The sequence below is a fragment of the Streptomyces sp. NPDC089919 genome (assembly GCF_040684615.1).
In the GTDB taxonomy this organism is placed as follows: domain Bacteria; phylum Actinomycetota; class Actinomycetes; order Streptomycetales; family Streptomycetaceae; genus Streptomyces.
The window spans coordinates 61,580-86,840 of the sequence record NZ_JBFBGK010000023.1; the positions used below are offsets into that span (position 1 = coordinate 61,580).

A 25,261-nucleotide genomic window follows, 5' to 3' on the forward strand; every position below is an offset into this window, starting at 1 on the left:
GTCCAGGCGCCGGGTGCGGCCCCTGGATGGCTTGCGGGCTGTTCTGCGCAGCAGCCTCGCAGCCGGCCATCTACGTTTCATATACGCCGCTTCCACCGCCGGACCGCGGCTCTGACCTGCGGGTACGCCACCGCCCCCGGCGCCGGTGGCGCAGGGGGCGGTCGCGGTGGGCCCGTCGGCCCGGGCTACTTCGGGCGGCGGGTGCGGTCGGCGTAGTGGCGGACGGCGCGGACCCGGTTGCCGCAGCGGTCGGAGCACCAGCGGCGGGACGCGTGGGCGCGGACGAAGAGCCGGGTGCAGCCCTGGGCGCCGCAGGCGGAGAGCTTGGCGCCGACCGGGCCCGCGAGGAGTTCGACGGCATCCTCGGCCAGGACGGTCAGGGCCGTCTCGAGCGGGGCGTCGGCGCGGCGGCGGACCTCGACGGCCGGGCCCCGGGCGGTCCAGGAGAGCTTGCGGACGCCGGGTGCGCCGTCGAGGGCGGTGTTGATGTGCGCCAGGGCGTCGGCGGCCGGCGGCCGCTCCTCGATGCGGGCCGCGAAGGCCTCGCGCACGCTCGTACGCAGCAGCCGTAGCCGCTCGGCACCGTCGGCGTCGACCCGGGTCCGGGCCGGGACCAGCCCGGCGGTGGTGAGCCAGCCGCGGGCGGCGGGGGCGTCCGGCAGGCCGTCATAAGGGCCGGTCGGCAGCTCGAACTCCGTGTTGACCAGGGCGAGCGAGGCGTACTGCGCCTCGCCGGGGGCGGGTCCCCGTGCGGCCGGGGTGCGTTCGGCGACGTCCATACCTCTCACGGTAGCACTTGTGATTTCCCGTTATCCGGCGTACGGTCGCGCTTACAACGGCAAATTGATCGGTTTCCCGTTATGAAGGCGGGCCGCCGGTGCAGGACCCCGACCGAAGAAGGACTCATGGCAGACACGGACAAGCGGCTGAACCTGAGGTTCGTCGCGCTCGCCATCGGCATGTTCGCCATCGGCACGGACAGCTTCGTGGTGGCGGGCATCCTGCCCAGCATCGCCAAGGACCTGGACACCGACGTCCAGACCAGCGCCGAACTGATCACCGCCTACGCCCTGGCCTACGCGATCCTGTCCCCGGTGGTGGCCACGGTCGCCGCGCAGGTCTCGCGCAAGGTCCTGCTCATCGGCGGCCTGCTCGTCTTCATCGGCGGCAACATCGGCACCGGCCTGGCCCCCACCTTCGAAGTGGCCATGTGCTTCCGGGTGGTGGCCGCGCTCGGCGGCGCCATGTTCACCCCGACCTCGGCCGGCGCCGTCGTCGCGCTCGCCGGGCCGGAGCGGCGCGCCACCGCGCTGTCGATCCTCTTCGGCGGCCTGAGCGCGGCCACCGCGCTCGGCTCCCCGATCGGCACCGCCATCAGCGGGGTCACCGACTGGCGCGGCACCATGGTGTTCGTCGCCGTCGTGGGCGCGGTCGCCCTGGTCGCCGTACTCGTCGGGCTGCCCAGCGTGCCGAGCCCGCCGCGGGTCTCCTTCGGGCAGCGGCTCTCCCCGCTGAAGGACGTCCGCATCACCTTGACCCTGCTCCTGCTGCTCGTCGCCTACAGCGGTCTGTTCACCCTGTACACGTACGTCAGCCAGGTCTTCCGCACCGCCACCGACGGGGACGGCACCACGCTCGCCTGGCTGCTGTTCGCCTGGGGCGCCGCCGCGGTGGTCGGCAACAGCGTCTCCGGCAGGATCACCGACAAGTTCGGCAACCGCGTGGTGATCAACACGGCCGGGATCGTGGCGGTCGCCGTCTTCGCGACCACCCCCTGGAGCAGCCAGCACACGGTGTCGGCCTTCGTCGCCGTGATGATCTGGGGCGCCTGCGGCTGGGCCATGCTCGTCCCCATCCAGCACCGGCTGGTCGGCGCCAACCCGGCCGCCTCGCAGCTGTCCATCTCGCTGAGCTCCTCCGCCAACTACATCGGCGTCTCGCTCGCCCCGGTGATCGGCGGCTTCCTCCTCGACCACGTCGTCGAGGTCGACCACCTCGGCTACCCCGCGGCCGGCATCGTCCTGGCCGGCCTGCTGATCGGCGAGCTCAGCCACCTCGCCATCCGCCGGGCCCGCCGGGCCGAGGCGGCCGCCGAGGCCGGCAGCACGGCCGACGCCCCCTCGCTCGCCCGGAGCTGAATCCCCCGCAGCCCCGGGCGCACCGCAGCCCTGCACCGCCGGAGACGGTGGTGCAGGGCTGCCTTCCCGTGCAGAGCCGCCGGGCCGGATCCGCTACGCGGTGCGCGGGCCCCCGTCCAGCGCCGTCACGCAGGCCTCCGACTCGGAGCTCCCCAGATGTCGCCCGAGGTCGGCGGCGGCCGCGCGGACCGCCAGGACGTACCGTTCGATCGGCTCCGCCGCGCCGACCGCCGGCTTCATGACGACCACGGCGCCGAGCGGGGTGTCCCCCCACAGCACCGGAGCCGCCAGGGAGTTCCAGCCCGACATGCACTCCTGCAGCCCGACCGCGTACCCCTTGGCGCGGATCTCGGCCAGCGAGGCCAGCAGCCGCTCGCGGTCGTGGAACGCTCCCGGTCCCACGCCGGGTGGCAGGGGCTCGGAGATCGCCCGTCGCCGCATGGCCTCCGGGAGGTGGGCGAGGATCGCCCGGCCGGCGGCACCGACCCGCAGCGAGCTGTTGATGACGAGCATGTCCCGGACGGCGCCGAACTCGGACAGGTCCGAGTCGCCCACGGCCATGTCGACGCAGTGGCGCTGCAGCCGCCCGAAGTGGTTCAGCCCGAACAGGAAGGTGAGGCCACCTTCCGTGGCCCGGTGTAGTCGGCCCAGCCGGTCCGGCAGGGCCTCCACGTCCAGCGAGTTCATCAGGGCCTGCGCCCCGAGCCGGGCCGCCGAGGGGCCCAGCCGGTAGCGGCCCCGGCCCACCTGGAGGAACGCCCCGCGCGACAGGCCGGAGCGCAGGATGCGGTGGACAGAGGAGTCGTCCACACCGGAGGCACGGGCCAGTTCGCCCAGCCCGTGGACCTCGCCGCCGAGCTGCGCGAAGGCCTGCTGGACGCGGAAGACGCGCTCCGCATGCGTGGTGCCGCCGGAACGCGGTGCGGGTCTCTGCGCGGTGCCGTGCCGGGCATCCACGGCGGCCGGGCGCTGGGTGGGGATGCGGGGTATGGACATCGGTACCTCCACGGAGCCGGGTTGGCGGAAAGTGCTGCTCCTGCGACCACCGAAGGCGGACGGGGGGTCACCGGTCAAGCTCGGTGAGCGGACCACGTCACTGTGCCCGGCAGCGTGCCGACCTGCGGATACCACGTTCCCACCCCCTTGTGCGCCGTCGGTCGCTCAGCGCTTTCTACTGGGAAAGTTGCCGTTTCCACGTTATACGTTGGCTGGAGTCCGGCTGGTGTGGCGGCCCTCACAGGGTGAACGGCGCGGGTGGATACGGGGTGTTCGTCCCGTCGGCGCAGCCGGGTCCGGGCACCGGAAAGCCCGGCCCCGGTCGTGGTGACCGGGGCCGGGCGGGGTGACTCAGCGGGTCTGCGTTCCCGCGCCGTGCAGCGCGGCCGCGGAGCGGAGGCGGTGGGCCGGGTCCGCCCCCTCGGGGACGGCGACCGCGGCCAGGAGCCCGTCCGCGACCGCGCCGCCGGCCACGGTCCAGTGCGCCGGTCCGGAGCCGAAGGCGTGGGCCACCCGTGCCGGCTCCTCGGCCGGTGCCACCTCGAGTGCGGTCAGGTCCCCGCGGACCCCGGCCCCCGAGGCCTTGAGCACCGCCTCCTTGCGGGTCCAGCAGCGCAGGTAGGCGAGGGAGCGGGGCGGGCCGGCCGGCTGGTCCGCGACGTGGGCGCGCTCGGACGGGCTGAGCGTGGCCGGAGCCAGCACGTCGACCGCCATCGGCCGGATCCGCTCGACGTCCAGGCCCACCGGGTGGCCCCGGGCGAGCACCAGCGCGGAGTGCCCCTCGCTGTGCGACAGGCTGAACTGGAACGCGCCCGGCCGGTCGCCGGGCACCACCGCGGACGGTTTCCCGTGGTCCCGGCCGCCGCAGTCGGGACAGCCCTCGCGCACCAGGCGCACCCGACCGGCCGGCACCCCCGCGGCGGCGGCCAGGGCGGACTTGGCCATGCCCCGCGCCCAGACGAACCGGGCCGCGTGCACCGGGAAGCGGAAGGCCGCGGCCCGGCGCCGCTCCGCGTCGTCGAGCAGGTCGGCGAAGGCGGCCGGGGCGGGGGAGTCGTACCGCCACCACCACAGGTCGAGCACGTCAGCCCCGCGGCATCCGGCGCAGCCGGGCCGAGAGGTGGTGGGACATCGCGACGCCCACCGCCGCCATCTCCTGGGTGAAGACCAGCTCGCCGGCCTCCAGGGCGTAGTGGCGCCTGATCCCCTCGACCTCCTTGGCCACCGGCGTGCAGGCCGTCACGAAGGACTCCAGGTCGACCACCGGGCCGTCGGCGCCGGCGGTGACCCGGCCCGTGCTGGCCTCCACGATGCCCGTGGGGTGGGCCAGCACGGTCTCCATGTCGCCGCTCGGGGCGACCCGCCACCACCCGGTCTCCCGGCCGGACGGGCGCAGCGGCGCGCCCGAGTCCGGGTCGACCAGCCAGGAGCGGGCCTCGTAGTGGAGGAAGGGCCGGCCGTCGTGACCGAACGTCACCTCCTGCTCGTAGTGGAAGGGCCGGTCGAGGGTCGGGTACTCGCCCCGGCCCACGCCGCGCCAGCGGCCGAGGTAGGGCAGCAGGGGCGTCAGCCAGGGGTGCGGTTCGGGCCCCTCGCCCAGGGCGTGGACGTCGGGGAAGGGGTGGGCGGTCACCGGCGCGAACACGGCGGAACCTCCTGTGCGGTACGGCCGTCCCCGGGGCCCCGCCCGCCGGGCGGGCCCGCCGGAGGGTGCCGGGCGGACAATGGTCGAGGCTATCTTGCACGCCGCTTTCAGGAAGGCGTGAGGGCTTTGCATTCTCACCTGGCGAGAATGCGCGGCTTTCTCGTCAGGTGAGAAGAATTCATTTCTCGTATACAGAGAAAGTGCAGGTCAGAGCCTCTTGTAAGGGTTGGCGCGGGCTCTCGGGCATTTGCTACGGTGGCGGAGCCGGACTCGCTTCGGTGTTTTTCTTCGACGTCCACGGCCAACGGGGGGCCTTTGTGTACGACGCCATAGTTGTCGGCGCACGAATATCCGGTGCGTCCGTAGCGCTGTTGCTGGCGCGGGCCGGGCACCGGGTGCTCCTGGTCGACCGGGCCCGCTTCCCGAGCCCCACTTCGTCGTCCACCAACCTCATCCACCCACCGGGCGTGGCCCGGTTGCGGGAGTGGGGCGTGCTGGACCGGCTCACCGGCCACACCGTGCCCCGGATCCACAGCTACCGGCTCCAGAGCGGCCCCGTCGGCCTCGAGGCGCGCCTGCCCGAGGTCCGCGGCGTCGACTACGCGATGTCACCGCCGCGGCTCGCGCTGGACGAGGCCTTCGTCCGCTGCGCCGTCGACGCGGGAGCCGAACTGCGCGAACAGACCTCCGTCCAGGAGCTCCTGTACGACGAGCACGGCACGGTCGTCGGGGTCCGCGGCACCACCAAGGGCGCCGGCACGTTCACCGAGCGCGCCCGGGTCGTCATCGGCGCCGACGGCAAGAACTCCAAGGTCGCGCAGCTGGTGTCGGCCGCCAAGTACCGCGAACGGCCGGTGCTCGGCAAGAGCCTGTGGACGTACTGGGAAGACCTGCCGCAGCCCGACCTGGTGCGGACCTACCGCGACCACGGGCGGCACCCCTTCACCTGGCCGACCCACGACGGGCTCACGATCGTCGGAGTGGCCTGGCCCACCGCGGACTTCCCCGTGCCGGGCTCCGACGAGGCCACCGACAAGGTGGTCACCGACGCCCTCGCCGACGTCGACCCCGAACTGGCCGACCAGATGCGGGACACCCGGCGCGCCGACCGCTGGCTCACCGGCGCGGTGCCCAACTTCCTGCGCACCGCGTCCGGTCCGGGCTGGGCGCTGGTCGGGGACGCGGGCGCCACCCGGGACCCCATCACCGCCTCCGGCATCACCTACGCGGTCCTCGGCGCCGAGCTCCTGGCCGCGGCCCTGGACGAGGCGCTGGGCGGCGGCCTGCCGATGGCCCGGGCCCTGGCCCGCTACGGCCGCGAGCGCGACCGGCTCGTCACCGAGCACTACGAATACACCTGTGACTACGCGCGGGTCGCGGACCACAGCGCCGAGGAGCGCGCCCTCATCGAGGCGATGAGCCGCAGCCCCTGGCACGCCCGCGACATGATCGGCCTGTTCGCCACCGTCGTGCCGCCGCGCGAGTTCTACTCCCGCGCCAACTTCCGCGCGCTCTTCGACTTCCTCGACGACCGGGGCGGCCTGCCGCCGAAGATCCGGATGCTGCGCTGGCTGCTGCACGGCCTGCCGGCCGTGCCCGGACTGCCGGTGGGCCCCGCGGACCTGGCCGACCGGCTGGTCGCCGCCAACCTGGGCCCCATGGGAGACCTGCTCCTGCGCAGCGCCCGCCCCTAGCCGTCCCCGGCCCGCCCGCCCTCACCACGGCACCGCACGCCCGAAACCGTGCCGCCGTACCGATCAGCAGAGCGCCGCGCGCCGGGCACCACCGGCGCCCCGCCGCACCGACCGCCGTTCCGGTGCGTCCCGGCGGGCCGCGCGCGCCACCGACTCACTCGTACCCACGCCGCGCCGTCCGCCGGCCGCCCGTCCACGGGCCCGCCCGGACCGCGCCCGCTCCCGAGGGGGATGCTCACCGATGTCCACGACCACACCCGCCACCGGCCCCGTACTGCTCTTCCCCGGGCAGGGCGGCTTCGACGGAACCGCCTTCCACCGCGCCGCCGGCACGTACCCGCAGATGCGCGCGGTGCTCGAGCGCATCGACCCGGTCGCCCAGGAGTCCTGCGGCCGCCGCCTGTCGGACATCCTCTTCGCCGAACCCCCGCGCGAGCTGGCCCAGTTGCTGGCGGACGAGCCCTGGGTCTCGCAGCTGGCCATCTACGCCACCGGGCTGGTCGCGCACCGCATCCTGACCGACAACGGCGTCCGCCCCTCGGTGCTCGTCGGCCACAGCCTCGGCGAGATCACCGCCTTGGTCGCCGCCGGCGGCTACTCGGTGGAGGACGGCGCCCGGATCGTGCTGCGCCGCACCAGCGCCATCGCCGGGCGGGACGCCGGCGCGGGCATGATGGTGGCGCTGGGCGCCTCCCCCGAACGCAGCCGCCACCTGGTGGCGCTGGTCGGGGACGAGTCCCTGGCCGTGGCCACCGAGAACCACGACGCCCAGACCGTGCTGAGCGGGCCGCGCGGGGCGATCGCCCACGTGAAGGCCATCGCCGCGCAGCTGAAGATCGCCACGGCCGACCTGGACGCCTCCTTCGCCTTCCACAGCCCGACCCTGGCCGCGGTGGCGCCGGGCTTCGCGGCCTCGGTGCGCGAGCTGCCCCGCCACCCGCTCACGGTGCCGGTCTACTCGCCCATCACCCAGCGCTTCTACGAGGACGACGAGAGCCTGGCGGACCGCCTGGCGGACCACTTCACCCAGCCGGTCCGCTTCTCCACGGCCGTCCGCCACCTGCACGAGCGGGGCGCGCGCACGTTCGTCGAGACCGGCGGGCGGGCCATCCTCGCCTCGCTCACGCCCAAGGCGCTGGCCGGGTCGGCCGGCGAGGACGTCACGGTGCTCTCCACCCTCTCGGTCGGCCGGGGCAACGCCCTGCGGCTGCCGGAGACCCTGGACGTGCTGCGCTCGCTCGGCCTGGCCCGCAGCGCCGCCGGCGGTCTGGACGCGGTCCGCGACCGGCTGGCCCCGGGCCTGTCCACGGGGGAGTTCGCCGACTTCTGGGCGCAGGCCGGCGCCCAGGTCTCGGACGTGGTGGAGCGGCTGCTGACCGAGTTCCGCGCCCCTGCCGCCGCCCCGGCCGTCCCGGTGGCCGAGCCGGTGTCGGAGCCGGTTGTCGTGGGTGGTGGGGTGCCGGCGCGGGCGGAGGTGTTCGCGACGGTGCGGGCGCTGTACGCGCAGGCGTTGGAGTACCCGGAGGAGGTGTTCACGCCGGGTGCGCTGCTGGAGGCGGAGCTGGGGGTGGACTCGGTGAAGCAGGTGGAGCTGCTGTCGCGGGCCTCGGAGCACTACGGACTGCCCGCCCGTTCCTCGGACTTCCGGCTGGGCGACTACGAAACCCTGGACAAGATCGCCGACCTCGTCCAGGACGAACTCGGCCGTCTGCAGCTCGACGGCGCCCGCGCCTGAGCCGGCGCATCTGCGAGGAATGAGACCGATGACAGACCTGACCGGCAGGACCGCGCTCGTCACGGGCGGCGCCAAGAACGTGGGCAAGGCCATCGCCACCACGCTGGCCGAACGCGGCGCACACGTACTGATCAACTACTTCCACTCCCACGAGCAGGCCAAGCAGACCCTCGGCGAGCTCCGCGACCGGGGTCTGAAGGCCGACCTGCTGCGCGCCTCGGTGGCCCGGCCCGAGCAGGTCACGCGGATGTTCGCGGAGATCGAGAGCCGCTTCGGCCGGCTCGACGTGCTCGTCAACAACGCGGCCGACGGCGCCCTGGTGCCGGGCCCCGAGGTCACCGACGAACTGCTCGACAAGGCCTGGGACACCAACCTCAAGGGCGGCCTGCGCTGCGCCCGCGCCGCCGCGCCGCTGATGGCGCGGACCGGTGGCGGCTCCATCGTCAACGTCTCCGCCCTCGGCGGGTCCCAGATGGTGATGGCCAACTACCTGGCCTGCGCCCCGGCGAAGGCGGCCGTCGAGGCCGCCGCCCGCTACCTCGCGGTCGAGCTCGCGCCGCTGGGCATCCGGGTCAACACCGCCTCCGCGGCGATGCTCACCAGCGCGGTCGCGGACGCCTTCCCCGACGCCGGGGCCATGCAGGCGGCGATCGCCGCCGCCACGCCGCTGGGCCGGCTCGGCACGGCGGAGGAGTTCGCGGAGGTCGTGGCCTTCCTCGCCTCGGACCGCTCGCGCTGGATCACCGGGCAGGTGCTCCTCGCGGACGGCGGCCTCACCCTCGGCGCGCCGCTGCTGTCCCCGCCGGCGGGCGAGGCCGGCCGGCAGCAGGCCCCCGTCCAGGAGGAGGCCCCCGTCCAGGAGGAGGTCCCCGCCCCGGCGCCGGCCCCCGTGCCGCAGCCCGAGCCGGTGCCGGCCGCCGGGCGCCCGGACGTGCCGCGGCAGGTCGCCGTACCCGCCGCCGCCCCGGTGGCCCCCGCCCCGCGCGCCGAGGAGCCGCAGCCGGCCCCGGCCGCGCCGCAGGACCCGTACGCCGGGTACGAGGACCACGACATCGCCGTGGTCGGCATGGGCCTGGCCGTCAGCGGGGCCAGCAGCCCGGAGGAGTTCTGGCAGCTGCGCACCACCGGCGGCGAACTCTTCATCGAGGTGCCCGAGGACCGCTGGGAGCGGTCCAACTTCTCCTCCCGGGAGCGCGCCGACGAGGACAAGTCGTACCAGGACACCTGCGTGTTCATCACGGACTTCCACCCCGAGCGGGCCGCGCTCGAGGGCCTGTCCGGGCACCCCGACGACACCGAGCTGACCACCCTGTGGCTGCGGCACTCCCTGGTGCAGGCGCTGGACGGGGTCCGGTACGGCGAACGCGACCGGTTCTCCTTCCACGTCGGCTACACCGCCGACGGCAGCCAGCACCTCGAAGAGGCCGGCGTGCTGGCCGCCGCCCGGCACCTCACCTCCGAGGTCGCCGACGGGCTGGACGTCCCGGCCGCTGCGCGCGCCGGGCTGCTCGGCCGGGTCGACAAGGTGCTGTCGGGCCGCTACCACCGCGGCGCCACCACCACCCCGCGCTTCCTGCCCCACCAGGTGGGCCGCCAGGCCATGGCCGGGGTCCTGCCCGACGACACCCAGATGCAGATGGTCGACACCGCCTGCTCCTCGTCGCTGTACGCCATCGACATCGGCATCAAGGGCCTGCTGATGGGCAAGCAGGACATCGCGGTCTGCGGCGGCGCCTTCGCCCTGGCGCCGCGCGGCACCGTCCTCTTCTCCAAGCTCAAGGGCCTCTCCGAGCGGGGCGCGGTGCACGCGCTGGACGCCGAGGCCGACGGCGTGATCTTCGCCGACGGCGCGGGCGTGGTCGTGCTCAAGCGGCTCGACCGGGCCAGGGCCGACGGCGACCGGGTGCTCGGCGTGCTCAAGGCCTTCGGCTCCTCCTCCGACGGCAAGGGCAAGGCCATCTACGCCCCGAGCTCCACCGGCCAGTCCCTGGCCGTGCGCCGGGCCCTGGCGGCGGGCGGCATCGGCGGCGCGGACGTCGACTGGGTCAACGCCCACGCCACCGGCACCCCGGCCGGCGACCTCGCGGAGTTCACCACCCTGCGCGAGTACTACGGCCGCGACCGGGCCGCCGCCGTCACCTCCAACAAGTCGCTGATCGGGCACACCGGCTGGGCCGCGGGTGTGGTCTCCCTGATCGAGTCGATCCTCGGCATGCGGGAGGAGACCATCCCGGGCCAGTACCGCTACTCCTCCGCTCCCGCCTCCTTCGGGCTGGACGGCTGCCGCCTGGAGATCTCCAGCGCGCCCCGGCCCTGGCCGGCCGTCCCCGGCCGGCCCCGGACGGCCGCCATCTCGGGCTTCGGCTTCGGCGGCACCAACGCCCACCTGATCCTCACGGAGGAGACCGGCGCCGCCGAGGGCGCGCCGGTGCCCGCCCGCCGCGACACCGAGCGGATCGCCGTGGTCGGCTGGTCGGCGAAGCTGCCCGGCGTCGAGGACCGGGAGCAGGTGCTCGACTGGCTGACCGGCTCCCGCGAGGTGGCCGACAGCTTCGGCGAGAAGTACCCGACGCCGCCGTTCCAGCAGGTTCGGATGCCTCCCGCGACGGTACGCACCATCGACCGCTGTCAGTTGATGATCCTGGCCTGCGCGCACGACCTGCGCGACCAGCTGCCGGAGTTCTGGCAGGAGCACGCCGAGCGCACCGGTGTGGTGATCGGGCACATGGGCCCGACCCGGGCCGCCATGCTCTACGCCAACCGCTGCTACCTCGACGACATCGAGCGGGGCCTGCGGGAGGACGCCGAACTCGCCGGTGAGAGCGGTCTCACCCCGCTCCTCGACGGCCTGCGCGAGCGGGTCCGCTCGATGGTGCCGGCCTCGAACGAGGACTCCTTCCCGGGCATGATGCCGAACGTCATCTCCGCCCGGGTGGCCAACTACTTCGACCTCAACGGCCCCAACATCACCCTGGACGCGGGGCTGGCCTCCACCCTGTCGGCCTTCGCCACCGCCGCCCGCTACCTGCACAGCGGCGAGCTGGACTTCGTCCTGGCCGGCGGCATCAACGGCAACAGCCTGCCCGAGTACCGGGACCTGCTCGGCGAGGTCTTCGAGCAGCGGGTGGACCTCGCGGAGGGCGCCTTCCTCTTCGGCCTCACCACCGAGCGGGCGGCCCGCGCCGCCGGCCTGACGGTGCTCGGCTACGTCGACGAGGTCGACACGCGGGCCGCGGCCGCCGCCGCCCCGGCGGCCACCGTGGACTGCGGTTCGCAGGGCACCTACGGGCGCTACCTCGGCGCCTCGGGCGCCGTGGAGATCCTGCGGTCCCTGCGCGAGCCCGCCGGCAGCACCGAGATCGGATGCCGCGAGAACGGCCACGACATGGTCACCCGGCTGCTCGTCAGCGGCCCCGGGGCGGCCGCCCGGCCCGCCGCACCCGCGGACCGGTCCGAGGACCGGTCGCAGGACCGGCCCGCCCCGGCCGACCTGGTCGAGCGCTACGAGTCGGCCCTGCGGCCGGAACCGGCCGAGCCGCGCGGCCCGCTGCCCGCGGCCGTCCCGGACGGCGCGGTCATCCTCACCGACCGGCCCGAGCTGGCCGCCCGGCTGGCGGGCACCGCCGCGGGCTGCACGGTGCTCAGCACCACCGGGTCCGCCGGTACGGGGGCGCGGCACGTCGCCAACACCCCGGAGGCGGTGGCCGAGGCGCTGAAGGCGCTGCCCGGTCCGGTCCGGCACGTGCTGGTCGCCACCGACCTGACCGCAGCCGCCCCGCCGGAGTCGGCCCTCACCGGCGACCACACCGCCCTCACCGCCCTGCACGACCTGGCCTTCCTCGTCGTCCAGCAGTGCTACGCGGACCTCGGCGACGCCGGGTCCTCCGTGGTCTTCGCCCTCCTCGGCGCGGCCCCCGAGGGCGTCACCCACCCGCTCGCGGGCCTGTTCACCGGACTCGCCAAGTGCGTCAGCCTCGAACTGGCCGACGCCCAGGTCTTCGCCCTCGTCGCGGCCGGCGGGGCGGACCGGGCGGCCGGGCTCATCGCCACCGAGCGGGCGTGCGCGCGCACCTTCCCCGTCGTCCACCACGACGGCACCCGCCGGCTGGTCCCCGCGCTGGTACGGCAGGAGGCCGCCGCGGCGGACCCCGCGCCGGTCCCGCCGCTGGACCGGGACTCCGTCGTCGTCGCCCTCGGCGGTGCCCGGGGCATCACCGCGGAACTGCTCACCGCCGTGGCCGAGCGGCACGGGAGCCGGATCTACGCCCTCGGCAGCAATCCGATCGACAGCTACCCGGCCGCGACCTTCGAAGGCACCGACGAGGAGTTCGCGGCCACCCGCTCCGCGTACATCACCGCCGGCCTCAAGCAGGGCGGCCGGACCGTCGCCGAGATCAGCCGGGGCTTCGACCGGCTGACCGACGCACGCGCCGCCCGGCGCAACCTGGAGCGGATGGCCCGCCACAGCGGTGCGGGCCGGGTCACCTACCTGACCTGCGACGCCCGCGACGAGGCGTCGGTGGCCGCCGCACTGGACACCGTCCACGCCGAGCACGGCCGGATCGACCTGCTCGTCAACGCCCCGGGGCTGAACCGCTCGGCGCTCATCCGGGACAAGGACTTCGGCGAGTTCCGCCGGATCCGCGACCTCAAGGTGGCCGCGCACCGCAACCTGCACCGGGCCCTCGCCGGCCGGCCGCCGCGCCTGTGGTGCGACTTCGGCTCCCTGCTCGGGTACTTCGGGCAGCGCGGCGAGGCCGACTACGCCTCCGGCAACGACTACCTGGCCACGTCCGCCGGCTGGGCCTCCCGGGGCGGCGGCAGCGAGGAGTTCGTCATCGGCTGGACCCTCTGGGACGAGGTGGGCATGGGGGCGAACGAACTCACCCGCGAGTACTTCAAGCGGGCCGGCTCCTACACCCACATGCCGGTCGCCGAGGGCGTGCGGCACTTCCTGGCCGAGCTCGCCACCGGCCGTCGGGTGCCCTCCATGGTGCACCTCGGCGAAGCCGAGAAGGCCACGGTGGAGTCCTTCTACCCGGGCTTCCTGAGCGCCCCGGCCGCCGCCGCGACCGGCCCCGCCCCCGTGGCGGGGGTCCCCGCGGCCGCCGCACCCCGGTCCGGCCGGGGCCGGTTCTACCTGCGCCGGGCCGTCGAGGCACCGGCCGGCGCCCCCGCGGACACGATCCGCTTCGAGTGCCCCTTCGACCTGGAGACGGACGGCTACCTGCACGGCCACCTGGTCCGGGGCGTCCCCACGCTGCCCGGCACCTTCGTCACCGAGATCGCCGCCGAGGCGGCCCTCGAACTGGTCCCCGGCGGCTGCGTGGTGGCCTTCGAGGACGTGCGGTTCCTGCACTTCCTCCAGGTCCGCGCCGGGGTCGCACAGGGGCCCAAGAAGATCACCGCCACCCTCGCGGAGCGGCTGGGCGACCTCACCGCCGTCGAGGTCTCCATCACCCACGACGTGGTCTCCCCCTCGGGGGTGCTGCTGGTCTCCGACAAGCCGCACTTCACCGCCCGCGTACTGGTCAGCCAGGCCTTCCCGGCCGCACCCCGCTGGGAGCACTGGGCTCCGGAGGGCGAGCACCCGGTGACCGACCCGTACCACGAGCCCGCGGCGCCGGTGCTGCTCGGCGGCGCCTTCCGCGCCACCGAGGCGACCCGGAGCCACCCGATGGGCGCCCGGTCGCGCTACCGTCCGCGGCTGGACGGGGCCGGCCCCTGGGGCGAGTTCACCATGCCGGCCGTGCTGCTCGACGCCCTGGCGCGCACCGGGGTCCTGGCCCCGGTCGACGGCCTGGTGCCGGTCGCCGCACCGCTCTCGATCCGCCGCATCGACCTGTACCAGAGCGCGAACGACCGGGAACTGGCCGAGGAGCACGGGCACCTGGAGCTCTACGTCACCAACCCCGGCTTCACCGGGGAGCGCCGGGAGGGCAACCGCTTCGTCGCCGTCACCCCCGGCGGACGGGTGGTGGCCCAGATGAAGGACCTGGACGCCACGGTGATCGGCCACCTCGACCCGGCCACCGGCGTGGTGCACCCGCCCGCGCCGGCCGCCGCCGGCCGTCAGGCGGTGTCCGCATGAGCGCCCCCGCCCTCACCGCGCCCGAGGCGCACCCGGCCCTGCCGTCCGAGGACCCCAGCACCCGTCCGGTGCGCCGGATGCTGTGGCGGCTCACGGCCGCCCCGGCCGGCGCGCCCCGGCAGTCCCTCGCGGGCCGCCGGGTGCTGGTCCTCAACGGCACGCCGGCCCTCGCCGACCGGGTCCGCGCCGAACTGCTGGCGCACGGAGCCGAGTTGGCGGATGCCGACGGGCCCTCCGGCGCCGCGGCCGCCGACACCCTGGTCGACCTGACGCTGGCCGAGCCGCTGGCGCCCGGCGCGGCCGGCCAGTGGCGGGCCGCACTGCTGCGGACCTTCGCGGCCCTGCGCGCCTGCTACGCCGCCTGGAGCACGGAGAAGGCCTGCGACCGGCTGACCTACCTGGCCGTGACCTACCACGGCGGCGGCATGGGCTACCACGCCGGCGACGACCTCGCGCAGCCGCTGGGCGGCCTGTGGGCGGGGCTGGCCAAGACCCTGCACCGCGAGCTGCCGACCTGCCACGCCCGGGCGCTGGACGTCTCCCTGGACGACCAGGAGGTCCTGCCCGGCCTGGTCGCCGCGGAGCTGGTGCGCCCGGGGCTGACCGAGATCGGCCACCGGGACGGGGGCCGCTGGACCCTGGCCGCCGACCAGGTGCCGCCGGGCGCCCCGGAGGTGCGGTGGACGGCCGCCGACACGGTCCTGATCAGCGGCGGCGGCCGGGGCATCGGCATGGCCCTGGCCCGGCGGCTGTGCGCCACGCACGGCCTGCGCGCCGTGGTCACCGGCCGGGCCGCCGCCCCGCCGGAGGACACCTGGGACCAGTACACCGCGGTCGGGCTGGCCCGGCGCCGCGCCGAGCTGTGGGCCGGCCACCGGGACGGCCGCCGGGTCGCACAGATCCGGCAGGACATCGCCCGGGCCGAAAGCGCCTGGGAGCTGGTGGACAACCTCCGCTCGGCGCGTGCGGCGGGGCTGCGACTGGAGTACCGGGCCTGCGACTTCACCGACGCCGGGCAGGTCGAGGCCCTGGTCGAGGCGCTGCCGGAGCTGACGGCCGTGGTGCACAACGCGGGCGTGGACCGCCCGACCCGGCTGCCCAACAAGTCCGACGCGGACATCACCGACGTGGTGTCCACCAAGGTCGACGCCTTCCTGCACGTCTTCCGGGCGGTGCGGGACCGGGACCTGAAGGTGCTGTGCACGGTCGGCTCGCTGACCGGGCGGCTCGGCGGCATGGTCGGCCAGTTCGACTACGCCGCCGCCAACGAGTGCCTGGCCCGGCTCGGCCTGTGGGCCGGCCGCCAGGTGTCCTTCCCCGTGATGACCCTGGCCTGGCCGACCTGGGCCAAGCTCGGCCTGATCGCCAACTTCGAGGCCAGCCTGCGCTACATGGCCGCCATGGACGTCGACGAGGGCCTGGCGCACTGGCACGCCGAACTGCTCGCCGGCAGCCGCGGCGAGGTGAGCTTCGTCGGCCCGCTCGGCAGCGCGCTCGACCCGGTCCAGGCGCTCGGCTACCCGCTGACGCCCTCGCTCCCCGGCTACCGGGAGACCTGGCCCAAGGTCTTCCACCTGGGCTCGCCCGAGGTGTACGCCGCCCACGAACGGCTCTGCAGCGTGGTGGAGTTCGACCCGGCGACCAGCCCCGCGGTCGGCGACTTCACGGTGGGCGGCCGGCCGGCACTCCCGGTGTCGCTCCTGCTGGAGAGCGCCGTGCGCGGCGCCGAGTGGGTGGTCCCGGCCGACCTGCCGGAGCAGGGCCTGCCGACCGTGGAGGACCTGTCCGTGCCCTGGTCGCTGCTCGGCTGCCCGGCAGACGGCCCGCTGCGGCTGCGGCGCGACGTCACGGCCGACCCGCTGGCGGACGGCCGCTGGGCGGTCCGGGTCACCTTCCGCCCCGTCACCGGCGGGCCGGACGACCCCGCGGACCCGGCGCCGGCCGCCGCGCTGCGCCTGGTCTACGGGACCGGGGCGCCGGAGGCGGAGCTGCCGGTGGCCCTGCCGGGCCGGCCCGGGGCGCCGGTGACCCTGCTCACCGACACCCCGGTGCTGCGCTGGCGGGGCCTGGTGGTCCCGCTGGCCGGCTGGGAGCCCGAGGGCGTGCACGGCCTCGGCGCCGAAGCCGGCTACTGCCACCCGCACGACCTGTGGGCGGTGCCCCGGCCGCCGGAGTGCGCGGTGCCGGTGGCCGCGGTCGAGAACGTCGTCCGCGTCGTGACCGAGTGCGCCCCGGGGCTCTCGGTCACCCCCGACCCCCTGATCGTCCGCCGGCTGGCCCTGAACGGGGCCGCCCGGGCGCGCGTCCGGCTCGCCGGCGACCCCGCGCTCGGCGTCTGGCGCGTCACCGACGCCCGTACCGGTGAGTTCGTCGCCCGCTTCCACGGGCTGGCGGCGAACCGCATCTGACCCCCGGGCCGGTCCGCCGGCCCGGCCATCCCCTTCCGACCACCGACCGAGGAGCACCGACATGACCGAGACCACCAGCCACAACCGCCGGGTCCTGGAGCACTACTACGAGGAGTGCCTCAACAAGGGCAACCTGGACGCCGTCTACGAGAAGGCGATCCCGGACCACATCAGCCACGGCACCCGCGCCGACGGCTTCGACGGCGTCGAGCACCTGCGCGAGTGGGTGCGGATCCAGCGCGAGTCCTTCCCCGACCTCCACGTGGTCGTCGAGGACTGGATCGAGCAGGGCGACAAGATCGTCCAGCGCTTCACCGCGCGCGGCAGCCACTCGGGCGCCGAGTACTACGGCATCCCCGCCAGCGGCCGCTCCTTCGAGATCTCCGGCATCGTCATCGACCACTTCGTCGACGGCAAGATCGTCGAGTCCTGGTTCTCGATGGACGGCATGGAGCTCGCCCAGCAGCTCGGCGCCCTGGGCTGACCCAGGAGCCGCGGCCCGCACGGGCCGCGGCAGCACCCCGACGGGACCGCCGGGGACACCTGCTCTTCGTCGATGCCCGGTGTCCCCGGCTGTCCGCCCCGCACCCCGTCCGGTGCGCCCCGGGCCGGCCGGCCCCACCCCACCGCAGCGATCCCAGCCGCGCCCCCACGGGCCGCGGCCCACCACGGACATGAGGAGGCAGGCGCGATGCCGCAGCCGCAGACCGCTCTCGTCACCGGTTGCTCGTCGGGCATCGGACGCGCCACCGCGCTCCGGCTGCACGCCGCCGGGTACACCGTCTTCGCCACCGCCCGCAAGCCCGAGACCCTTGCGGAGCTCGCCGCCCTGGGCCTGCGCACCCTCGCGCTCGACGTCACCGACCCCGAGTCCGTGGACGCCGCCGTCACCGCCGTCGAGGAGGGCCACGGCTCGGTGGACGTGCTGGTCAACAACGCCGGGTACGGCCTGTCCGGCACCTTCGAGGAGACCGCCCTCGACCGGGTCCGGGAGCAGTTCGAGACCAACGTCTTCGGCCTGGTCGCCCTCACCCAGCGGGTGCTGCCCGGGATGCGCGAGGCCGGCCGCGGCACGGTCGTCAACGTCTCCTCCATCTTCGGCAAGTACGCCGTCCCCGGCGGCGGCTTCTACCACGCCAGCAAGCACGCGGTCGAGGCGCTGAGCGACGCGCTGCGGCTGGAGGTCGCCGGCTTCGGGATCCGGGTGGTCCTGGTCGAGCCCGGCCCGGTGCACACGCCGTGGGGGCAGACCTTCATGGACCACCTGCCCCCCGCCGCCACCCGCGAGAACTCCCCGTACCGCACCTTCCACGAGCGGACGGCCGCCTACTACGACGCGATCTACAACGGCACCCGCCGGACGCTGGCCGGCACCTTCACCATCACCGCCGAGCAGGTCGCCGAGGCCATCGGCCGGGCGGTGCGGGCCCGCCGGCCCAGGACCCGCTACCCGGTGGGCCTCCTGGCGGCCAGCACCATCGCGCTGCGCCGGCTGGCCCCCGACCGGGTCTTCGACGGCGCCTTCGTGAAGCGCCAGTTCCCCGTCCCGTGATCCGCGGGCCCCACAGCACTCCCCGCCCGGCGCCGCGGGCGGACCAGGCGAACGGCCGGCCCCCGGCCCATCCAACGAGGTGACGCGACGATGACGACGACCCAGACGGCAGTACGGCCCGCGCCGGTGCGCGGGCGGACCGCCCCCGGCCCCCGGGGCATCCCGGTGCTCGGCAACCTGCCCCAGTGGAAGGGCGACACCGCGGAGTTCCTGCTGCGCGCCCAGCGCGACCACGGCGAGGTCTCCCGGCTGCGCCTCGGCCCGTACACGGTCCACCTGGTCTCCGAGCCCGACGCGGTGGCCCGGGTGCTCAAGGACAACTCCTCCAACTACACGCGCGGCGTGCTCTACGAGCAGTTCCGCACGGTGATGGGCGACGGCCTGCTGACCACCGACGGCGACGCCTGGAAGGCCCACCGGCGGGCCGTCCAGCCGGTGTTCCTGCGCAAGGCCGTGGCCTCGATCGAGCCCATCATCGTCCGCGCCACCACCGAGATGCTGGACGACTGGGAGGTGCGGGCACGCCGCGGCGAACCGGTCGACCTGGTCACCGAGACCCTGCGGCTGACGCTGGTGACCCTCAGCCGCTCCCTCTTCGGCTACGACATCCGGCCCGCGACCCCGGTCCTCAAGGACGTGGTCAACAACGTCATCGAGGTGATGTTCAAGCACGGGTCGGTCGGCGAGATGGCCCCGTCCTGGCTGCCCACCCGCCGCAACCGGACCATCGCCCGGGACCGCCGGATCTTCACCCGGCTGGTCACCGACATCCGCGAGAACCACGCCCGCACCGGCGAGGGCCCGCTCATGGAGCTCATCGAGGCCGCCACCGACCCGGTCACCGGGCAGCGGTGGACCGACGAGGAGATCCGCGACGAGATGCTGACCATCTACCTCGCCGGCCACGAGACCACCGCCGTCGCGCTGCTGTGGACCCTGGTCTCCCTGGCCCAGCACCCGGCCGTCGGCGAGCGGATGGACGAGGAACTGGAGCGCGTGCTGGCCGGCGCGGTCCCCACCGCCGCGGACGTCGAGCGACTGCCGTGGACCCAGCAGGTCGTGGACGAGAGCCTGCGGCTGTACCCGCCGATCTGGATCTACCCGCGGGACGCGGTCGCCGACGACGAACTGGCCGGCTTCCACATCCCGGCCGGCTCCTCCGTCCTGCTCTCGCCGTTCGTCTCGCACCGCAACCCGCGGCACTGGGAGAACCCCGAGGCCTTCGACCCGGCCCGGTTCGACCCCGAGCGGTCCAAGGGCCGCCACCGCATGGCCTACTTCCCCTTCGGCGCCGGCGCCCGGATGTGCGTGGGCAACTTCATGGCCCTGCTGGAGCTGCGGATGATCGTCGCGATGATCCACCAGCGCTTCAAGCTCAGCCTGGTGCCGGGCGAGTTCCTGCGGTACGGCGACACGGCGATCTCGCTGCGCCCCCGCTCCCGGGTCCTGGTCCAGCCCGTCTCCCGCGACCGGGGGGCCCGCCGATGAGCCCGGGCGCCGCCCCCGCACCCACCGACGCCGACGCCGGCACCGGCCGGCCCGGCGCGGCCGCGGTCGCCGGGGCCGTCGCCGCCGCCCGCCGGGCCCAGCCCGCCTGGGAGGCGCTGGGCTTCGCGGGACGCAAGCGGGTCCTGGACGCCTGGCGGGTGCTGATCCTGCGCCGGGCGGACGAACTGGCCGACCTCATCGGCCGGGAGACCGGGAAGACCCCCGACGACGCGCGCCTGGAGGTGGTCCTGGTCGCCGACCACCTGCGCTGGGCCGCCGCCCACGCCGCACGCGTGCTGCGCCGCCGCCGCGTCCCCGCCGGGATGCTGATGGTCAACCAGTCCGCGACCCTCGCCTACCGGCCGCTGGGCGTGATCGGCGTCATCGGGCCCTGGAACTACCCGGCGTTCATCCCCATCGGCCCGGTCTCCGCCGCCCTCGCCGGCGGCAACACCGTCGTCCTGAAGCCGAGCGAACTGACCCCGGCCACCGGCCGCTGGCTCGCGGCCACCCTGGCCGAGGCAGCGCCCGGCCAGGACCTGCTCCAGGTCGTGGCCGGCGACGGCGACACCGGCGCCGAGCTGTGCCGCTCCGGGGTCGACAAGATCTCCTTCACCGGCTCCAGCGCCACCGGCCGCAAGGTCATGGCCGCCTGCGCCGAGACCCTGACGCCCGTGGTGATCGAGGGCGGCGGCAAGGACGCCATGGTGGTCGCCGCCGACGCCGACCTCGAGGCGGCGGCCGACGCGGCGGTCTGGGCGGCCATGTCCAACGCCGGGCAGACCTGCGTGGGCCTGGAGCGCGTCTACGTCGTCCGGGAGGCGGCCGAGCGCTTCCTCGAGCTGGTCACCGCGAAGGCCGCGGCGCTGCGGACCGGGGACCGGCCCGACGCCGACCTCGGCCCGATCGTGCTGCCCCGCCAGGTCGAGGTGATCCGGGGCCACGTCCGGGACGCCCTGGCGCGCGGCGCCCGCGCCCTGCTCGGCGGCGAGCACTCCTTCGCGCCCCCGTACGTCGCCCCGGTCGTGCTGGCCGACGTGCCCGAGGACAGCACCGCGCTCACCCAGGAGACGTTCGGCCCGGTGCTCGTGGTGAACACCGTCGGCTCCGTCGAGGAGGCGGTCGAGCTGGTCAACGCCGGGTCCTACGGGTTGGGCGCCTCGGTGTTCACCCGCGACCGGGCCGCCGGCCGGAGCGTCGCCGGGCGGCTGCGCGCCGGGATGGTGTCGGTCAACGCCGTCATCGCCTTCGCCGGCATCCCCGCCCTGCCCTTCGGCGGCGTCGGGGACTCCGGCTTCGGCCGGGTCCACGGGGCCGACGGACTGCGGGAGTTCACCCGGACCCAGGCCGTCACCAGCCAGCTGTTCCGCCCGCCGCTGCGGCCCACCAGCTTCAGCCGCACGCCCGGGACGATGCGCGCCCTGGTCCGGATGATGCGCGCCGTCCACGGCCGGCGCTGACACCCCCTCACGGAAGAACGGACAACGTGACCACATCCCTGTCACCCGACCTGGCCCGGCTCTCGGACCCGGCCGTACGGCCCGATCCGTACGAGGTCCTGCGGGCCCTGCGGGAGGCCTCGCCCTACACCGACCCCGCCAGCGGGATCCTCGTCGTCGGCCGCCGCGCCGACTGCGAGTCCGTGCTGCGCAACCCCAAGGTGAGCAGCGACCGGCGCGGCGCGGGCATCACCAAGGTGCCGCAGATGCCCAACCTGATGAACCTGGACGCCCCCGACCACACGCGGCTGCGCCGGCTCGCCGGCCGGGCCTTCAAGCCCCGGGTCATCGAGCAGTGGCGGCCCCGCGTCGAGGAGATCGTCGAGGAACTGCTCCAGGAGATCGCCGCCGGGGGCGACAGCACGGACCTGGTGTCCGCCTTCGCCTACCCGCTGCCGGTCCGGGTGATCTGCGAGATGCTGGGCGTGCCCCGCGAGGACCACCCGGTCTTCGAGCGCTGGGCCCGCTCCATCGCGTACACCGTGGACCCGCAGCTGGTCCCGGGGCAGCTGACCACCGGCGTGGAGGCGGAGGTCGAGGAGGCCCGCGCCGGCTTCGTCGGCTACTTCTCCCGCCTGATCGCCGAGCGCCGGAACGACCCGGCGCCCCGCGCAGACGTGCTCTCCGAGCTGATCGCGGCCGAGGAGAGCGGGGACCAGCTCACCGAGACCGAGCTGATCATCATGTGCATCCTGCTGCTGGTCGCGGGCCACGAGACCACCGCCAACCTCATCCTCAACGGCGTCCTCAGCCTGCTGCGCCACCCCGACCAGCTCGAACTGCTGCGGCAGCGGCCCGAACTGGCCGGCGCGGCGGTGGAAGAGGTGCTGCGGTACGACGCCCCGGCCCAGATGATCACCCGTATCGCGCGCGAACCCCTCACCGTCGGGGACGTCGAGGTCGCGGCGGGCACGCCCCTGCTGGTCCTCCTCGGCGCCGCGAACCGTGACCCCGAGGAGCACCGGGACCCCGACACCTTCGACATCACCCGCGGCGACCCGGGCCACCTCGGCTTCGCCGCCGGCCCGCACTTCTGCCTCGGCTCGGTGCTGGCCCGGATGGAGGGCGCCATCGCCCTCAACGCCTTCGCCCGGGCGTTCGCCGACCCCGTCCTCGACACCGGCGCCCTCAGCTACCGGCCGCACGTCGCGGTCCGCGGCCCCGAGCGGATGCGGGTGTCCTTCCGGGAGATCCGCACCGGAGCCCGGCGGCCGGGCGGCGCGGGGGAGGCCCTTGATGGCTGAGCAGCAGTGGGAGTTGTCCGTCCAGCGGTCGTACTGCCAGGGCTCGGGGGTGTGCGTCTCCGTCGCCCCCGGCCACTTCGCCCTGCGCGGCGGACGGGCCGAGGCGCTGCACCCCCTGACGGCCCCGGACGACCGGGTCCTGGAGGCGGCGGAGACCTGTCCGATGGAGGCGGTGTTCGTCCACGAGGCCGGGACGGGAAGCCAACTGGCCCCGCCCGAATGACCGGGGACCGCCCGGCCGGACCGGGTCAGCCGATCACCGTCACCCACCCCTCGCACCCGTTGCGCGGCCGGCGCCTGCACGTCCGGGCCGTGCACGGGCGGGGCCTGGCCGAGGCCCTGATCTGCGACGGCCCGGACGGGCGCCCGGTGACCGTGCTGCGGTCCTGGACCGACGACCACCACCCGGCACCGCCCTTCCGGGTGTCCGAGCGGGCCCTGGGCCGGCTGCGCAGCTCGGTGGCGGCCGCGGTCGGCCGCCGCGTGGGCCTCGACGGCCCCGCGGAACACCCCCCTCGCACGATGGAGTTCACCTGATGAAGACCAGGCTCGCCGGGCTCGCCCGGGGCTGCGGCCGACTGCTGCTGGGAGCGGAATGGGAGCCGGTCCTGGGCCGGGCGGCCCTGGTCAGCCTGCTCAGCGGCGCCTCCTTCGCGACCTTCTGGTCGTACGTCGGCGTCTGGGCCATCGAGTCGCTGCACGCCACCGCGGGCGAGACCGGCCTGATCTTCCTCCTCAGCGCCGTGCTCACCCCGCCGGCCGCCTGGGTGGGCGGGCACCTCTCCGACCGGTGGGGGCGGCGCCGGATCCTCGTCGCCAGCACCGGCCTGCAGTCCGCGCTCATCCTCTGCCTCGGGCTCGTCGGACGGCACGTGCCCTGGGGCGTGGCCCTGGTCGTGCTGGCCGGGGTCGTCTGGGCGCCCGGCCGCTCCGCCATCAACGCCCTGGTGGCCGACGTGATGCCGCCCGAGCGGCGCGACCAGGCGTACGCCAGCCTGCGCACGGCCAACAACCTGGGCGTCGTGGTCGGCCCACCGCTGGCCGCCGGGCTGCTGCTGGCGGGCGGCTGGACCGCCTTCCTCGTCGGCATCGCGGTGCTGGGCGCCCTCACCTGCCGGCTGGCCGTCGTCCTGCTGCCCGCCCACCACGGCGGCGGCGGCGAACGCGGCGCCGGCCTGGGGCCGACCCTGAAGGCCGTCGGCGCCGACCGGCCCTTCCTGCTGCTCCTGCTCGCCACCCTCGTCGGCTTCATGGTCTACATGTCCTTCGAGACGGTGCTGCCCGTCGTGGCGGTCAGCTCCTTCGGCCTGGCTCCCGCCACCTGGGGCCTGCTCTACGCGGTCAACCCGGTCCTGGTGCTGGCCCTCCAGATCCGCCTCACGCGCTGGACGAGCGGCTGGCACCCCGGCGTCGTGCTCAGCGTCGGGGTCCTGCTGATGGGCCCGCCGTTCCTGATCCTGCTGGCCACCACCCACCTCGCCGCGGTGCTCGCGGTGATCGTGGTCTTCGCCTTCGGCGAGATGCTGTGGGTGCCCACCATGCAGGCCACCATCGCGCGGCTGGCCCCGCCCGCCATGCACGGGGTCTACATGGGCGGGTACACCAGCAGCCAGCTGCTCGCCTGGATGATCGCGCCGCTCAGCGGACTGCGGCTGCACGAGGCCTTCGGCGACCGGGCCATCTGGATCTTCTTCGCCGTGCTCGCGGCGGTCAGCGTGGCCGCCAGCACGGTGGCCGTCCGCGGCGCCCGCCGCCCGGCCCCGCCGGCCGAGCCCGCAACCGTCTCCGCTTCCCCCGCTGCAAGGAGTGCCCGATGACCCGTGAACTGCGCGCCGTCGAGTGGACGGGCACGGCCCTGTCGCTCATCGACCAGACCGCCCTGCCGGACCGGTTGGAGCGGCTGGAGGTGCGCGAGGTCGCCACCCTCGTCGACGCCGTCGTGCGGCTCGCCGTGCGCGGTGCGCCGGCGATCGGCGCGGCCGGCGCGTACGGCGTGGCGCTCGCCCTGCTCGAAGCGCGCCGGGAGGGCTGGGACGACGCGGAACTCGCCGCGGCCGTGGCGCGCATCCGCGGGGCCCGGCCGACCGCGGTCAACCTCGCCGTCTGCGTGGACCGGGTGGCCGCCCGGCTCCCCGAGGGGCTGGACGCCGTCCTGGCGGAGGCCCACGCCGTGCTGCGCGAGGACCTCGAGGCCAACCGCGCCATGGGGGTCCTCGGCGCCGACTGGCTGCTGGCCCGGACCGGGACGGACCGCCCGCTGCGGCTGCTGACGCACTGCAACACCGGGGCGCTGGCCACCGCCGGCTGGGGCACGGCCCTGGGCGTGGTCCGGGAGCTGCACCGCCGCGGGATGCTGGAGACCGTCTACGTCGACGAGACCAGGCCGCTGCTCCAGGGCGCCCGCCTGACGGCCTGGGAGCTGGCGCAGGAGGGCATCCCGCACCGGGTCCAGGTCGACGGCGCCGCCTCGTCCGCGATCGTCGGCGGGCTGGTCGACGCGGCCGTGGTGGGCGCGGACCGGATCACGGCCAACGGCGACACGGCCAACAAGGTGGGCACCCTCGGGGTGGCCCTCGCCTGCGCCCACGCGGACGTCCCCTTCATGGTCGCGGCCACCACGGCCACGCTCGACCTCGCCACCGCCGACGGCGCGGGCGTGCGGATCGAGATGCGGGACGAGACGACCACCGGGGACCGGACCGCCGCACCGCAGGGGTCCCGGCCGTGACGTGACGGCCGGGAGTCCCGCCGCGGCTTACGCGACCGTGCGC

18 protein-coding genes are annotated in these 25,261 nt (G+C 75.0%); 14 read left to right on the forward strand and 4 right to left on the reverse strand.

The genetic code is table 11. From position 1 onward, the window contains the following. Positions 1 to 185 precede the first annotated feature (185 nt). On the reverse strand, positions 186 to 779 hold the full coding sequence (locus AB0O40_RS12930) for a CGNR zinc finger domain-containing protein (RefSeq protein WP_365039273.1): 594 nt from the start codon (positions 777 to 779) through the stop codon (positions 186 to 188). Between the two features lie 126 nt (positions 780 to 905). On the opposite strand from AB0O40_RS12930, the gene AB0O40_RS12935 reads away from it, so the two are divergent. Beyond that, the gene (locus AB0O40_RS12935) at positions 906 to 2,138 is read left to right on the forward strand and encodes an MFS transporter (RefSeq protein ID WP_365039276.1); all 1,233 of its coding nucleotides are present in this window, start codon (positions 906 to 908) and stop codon (positions 2,136 to 2,138) included. Between the two features lie 93 nt (positions 2,139 to 2,231). Here AB0O40_RS12935 and AB0O40_RS12940 read toward each other — a convergent pair whose 3' ends face one another. The 3 genes from AB0O40_RS12940 to AB0O40_RS12950 all read right to left on the reverse strand — a co-directional run bounded on the left by AB0O40_RS12940 (position 2,232) and on the right by AB0O40_RS12950 (position 4,779). Next, positions 2,232 to 3,134 (reverse strand): IclR family transcriptional regulator C-terminal domain-containing protein, encoded by a 903-nt coding sequence (locus AB0O40_RS12940; protein WP_365039279.1) that lies wholly within the window; start codon positions 3,132 to 3,134, stop codon positions 2,232 to 2,234. A gap of 351 nt (positions 3,135 to 3,485) precedes the next feature. Then, entirely contained in the window at positions 3,486 to 4,217 is a 732-nt protein-coding gene (locus tag AB0O40_RS12945) for a 4'-phosphopantetheinyl transferase superfamily protein (RefSeq protein ID WP_365039282.1), read from the reverse strand. Between the two features lies 1 nt (position 4,218). Further along, a complete protein-coding gene (locus AB0O40_RS12950) occupies positions 4,219 to 4,779 on the reverse strand; it encodes an FABP family protein (RefSeq protein ID WP_365039285.1) in 561 nt (186 codons plus the stop codon). A gap of 278 nt (positions 4,780 to 5,057) precedes the next feature. On the opposite strand from AB0O40_RS12950, the gene AB0O40_RS12955 reads away from it, so the two are divergent. From AB0O40_RS12955 to mtnA, 13 genes are all read left to right on the forward strand, one after another. Next, complete coding sequence (locus AB0O40_RS12955; protein WP_365039288.1) at positions 5,058 to 6,473, forward strand: NAD(P)/FAD-dependent oxidoreductase; 1,416 nt, start codon at positions 5,058 to 5,060, stop codon at positions 6,471 to 6,473. A 241-nt stretch (positions 6,474 to 6,714) separates the two neighbouring features. After that, positions 6,715 to 8,208: an acyltransferase domain-containing protein gene (locus AB0O40_RS12960; protein WP_365039291.1), complete on the forward strand. Its 1,494-nt coding sequence runs from the start codon at positions 6,715 to 6,717 to the stop codon at positions 8,206 to 8,208. Positions 8,209 to 8,236: 28 nt separating this feature from the next. Then, entirely contained in the window at positions 8,237 to 14,299 is a 6,063-nt protein-coding gene (locus AB0O40_RS12965) for an SDR family oxidoreductase (protein WP_365039294.1), read from the forward strand. After that, the gene (locus AB0O40_RS12970) at positions 14,296 to 16,707 is read left to right on the forward strand and encodes a KR domain-containing protein (protein WP_365039297.1); all 2,412 of its coding nucleotides are present in this window, start codon (positions 14,296 to 14,298) and stop codon (positions 16,705 to 16,707) included. Before AB0O40_RS12965 ends, AB0O40_RS12970 begins: the two co-directional genes overlap by 4 nt. 61 nt (positions 16,708 to 16,768) lie before the next feature. Then, complete coding sequence (locus AB0O40_RS12975; RefSeq protein ID WP_365039300.1) at positions 16,769 to 17,191, forward strand: ester cyclase; 423 nt, start codon at positions 16,769 to 16,771, stop codon at positions 17,189 to 17,191. A 207-nt stretch (positions 17,192 to 17,398) separates the two neighbouring features. Then, a complete protein-coding gene (locus AB0O40_RS12980; protein WP_365039303.1) occupies positions 17,399 to 18,259 on the forward strand; it encodes an SDR family NAD(P)-dependent oxidoreductase in 861 nt (286 codons plus the stop codon). A 90-nt stretch (positions 18,260 to 18,349) separates the two neighbouring features. After that, entirely contained in the window at positions 18,350 to 19,747 is a 1,398-nt protein-coding gene (locus AB0O40_RS12985) for a cytochrome P450 (protein ID WP_365039305.1), read from the forward strand. After that, complete coding sequence (locus AB0O40_RS12990; protein ID WP_365039308.1) at positions 19,744 to 21,207, forward strand: aldehyde dehydrogenase family protein; 1,464 nt, start codon at positions 19,744 to 19,746, stop codon at positions 21,205 to 21,207. The genes AB0O40_RS12985 and AB0O40_RS12990 overlap by 4 nt, the downstream gene beginning before the upstream one ends. A gap of 26 nt (positions 21,208 to 21,233) precedes the next feature. Next, positions 21,234 to 22,490, forward strand: a complete 1,257-nt coding sequence (locus AB0O40_RS12995) for a cytochrome P450 (protein WP_365039311.1) — start codon at positions 21,234 to 21,236, stop codon at positions 22,488 to 22,490. After that, positions 22,483 to 22,713 (forward strand): ferredoxin, encoded by a 231-nt coding sequence (locus tag AB0O40_RS13000; RefSeq protein WP_365039314.1) that lies wholly within the window; start codon positions 22,483 to 22,485, stop codon positions 22,711 to 22,713. The genes AB0O40_RS12995 and AB0O40_RS13000 overlap by 8 nt, the downstream gene beginning before the upstream one ends. After that, positions 22,710 to 23,027 (forward strand): DUF5372 family protein, encoded by a 318-nt coding sequence (locus AB0O40_RS13005; RefSeq protein WP_365039315.1) that lies wholly within the window; start codon positions 22,710 to 22,712, stop codon positions 23,025 to 23,027. The genes AB0O40_RS13000 and AB0O40_RS13005 overlap by 4 nt, the downstream gene beginning before the upstream one ends. Further along, complete coding sequence (locus AB0O40_RS13010; RefSeq protein WP_365039318.1) at positions 23,027 to 24,307, forward strand: MFS transporter; 1,281 nt, start codon at positions 23,027 to 23,029, stop codon at positions 24,305 to 24,307. Before AB0O40_RS13005 ends, AB0O40_RS13010 begins: the two co-directional genes overlap by 1 nt. Further along, on the forward strand, positions 24,304 to 25,218 hold the full coding sequence (gene mtnA, locus AB0O40_RS13015; protein ID WP_365039321.1) for an S-methyl-5-thioribose-1-phosphate isomerase: 915 nt from the start codon (positions 24,304 to 24,306) through the stop codon (positions 25,216 to 25,218). Before AB0O40_RS13010 ends, mtnA begins: the two co-directional genes overlap by 4 nt. Positions 25,219 to 25,261: the final 43 nt, after the last annotated feature.

Coding starts and splice junctions, on each gene's coding strand:
- AB0O40_RS12990 (WP_365039308.1), top strand. CDS start 19,744: ATGAGCCCGGGCGCCGCCCCCGCACCCACCGACGCCGACGCCGGCACC.
- AB0O40_RS12975 (WP_365039300.1), top strand. CDS start 16,769: ATGACCGAGACCACCAGCCACAACCGCCGGGTCCTGGAGCACTACTAC.
- AB0O40_RS13005 (WP_365039315.1), top strand. CDS start 22,710: ATGACCGGGGACCGCCCGGCCGGACCGGGTCAGCCGATCACCGTCACC.
- AB0O40_RS13000 (WP_365039314.1), top strand. CDS start 22,483: ATGGCTGAGCAGCAGTGGGAGTTGTCCGTCCAGCGGTCGTACTGCCAG.
- mtnA (WP_365039321.1), top strand. CDS start 24,304: ATGACCCGTGAACTGCGCGCCGTCGAGTGGACGGGCACGGCCCTGTCG.
- AB0O40_RS12930 (WP_365039273.1), bottom strand. CDS start 779: ATGGACGTCGCCGAACGCACCCCGGCCGCACGGGGACCCGCCCCCGGC.
- AB0O40_RS12985 (WP_365039305.1), top strand. CDS start 18,350: ATGACGACGACCCAGACGGCAGTACGGCCCGCGCCGGTGCGCGGGCGG.
- AB0O40_RS12970 (WP_365039297.1), top strand. CDS start 14,296: ATGAGCGCCCCCGCCCTCACCGCGCCCGAGGCGCACCCGGCCCTGCCG.
- AB0O40_RS13010 (WP_365039318.1), top strand. CDS start 23,027: ATGAAGACCAGGCTCGCCGGGCTCGCCCGGGGCTGCGGCCGACTGCTG.
- AB0O40_RS12935 (WP_365039276.1), top strand. CDS start 906: ATGGCAGACACGGACAAGCGGCTGAACCTGAGGTTCGTCGCGCTCGCC.
- AB0O40_RS12965 (WP_365039294.1), top strand. CDS start 8,237: ATGACAGACCTGACCGGCAGGACCGCGCTCGTCACGGGCGGCGCCAAG.
- AB0O40_RS12940 (WP_365039279.1), bottom strand. CDS start 3,134: ATGTCCATACCCCGCATCCCCACCCAGCGCCCGGCCGCCGTGGATGCC.
- AB0O40_RS12960 (WP_365039291.1), top strand. CDS start 6,715: ATGTCCACGACCACACCCGCCACCGGCCCCGTACTGCTCTTCCCCGGG.
- AB0O40_RS12980 (WP_365039303.1), top strand. CDS start 17,399: ATGCCGCAGCCGCAGACCGCTCTCGTCACCGGTTGCTCGTCGGGCATC.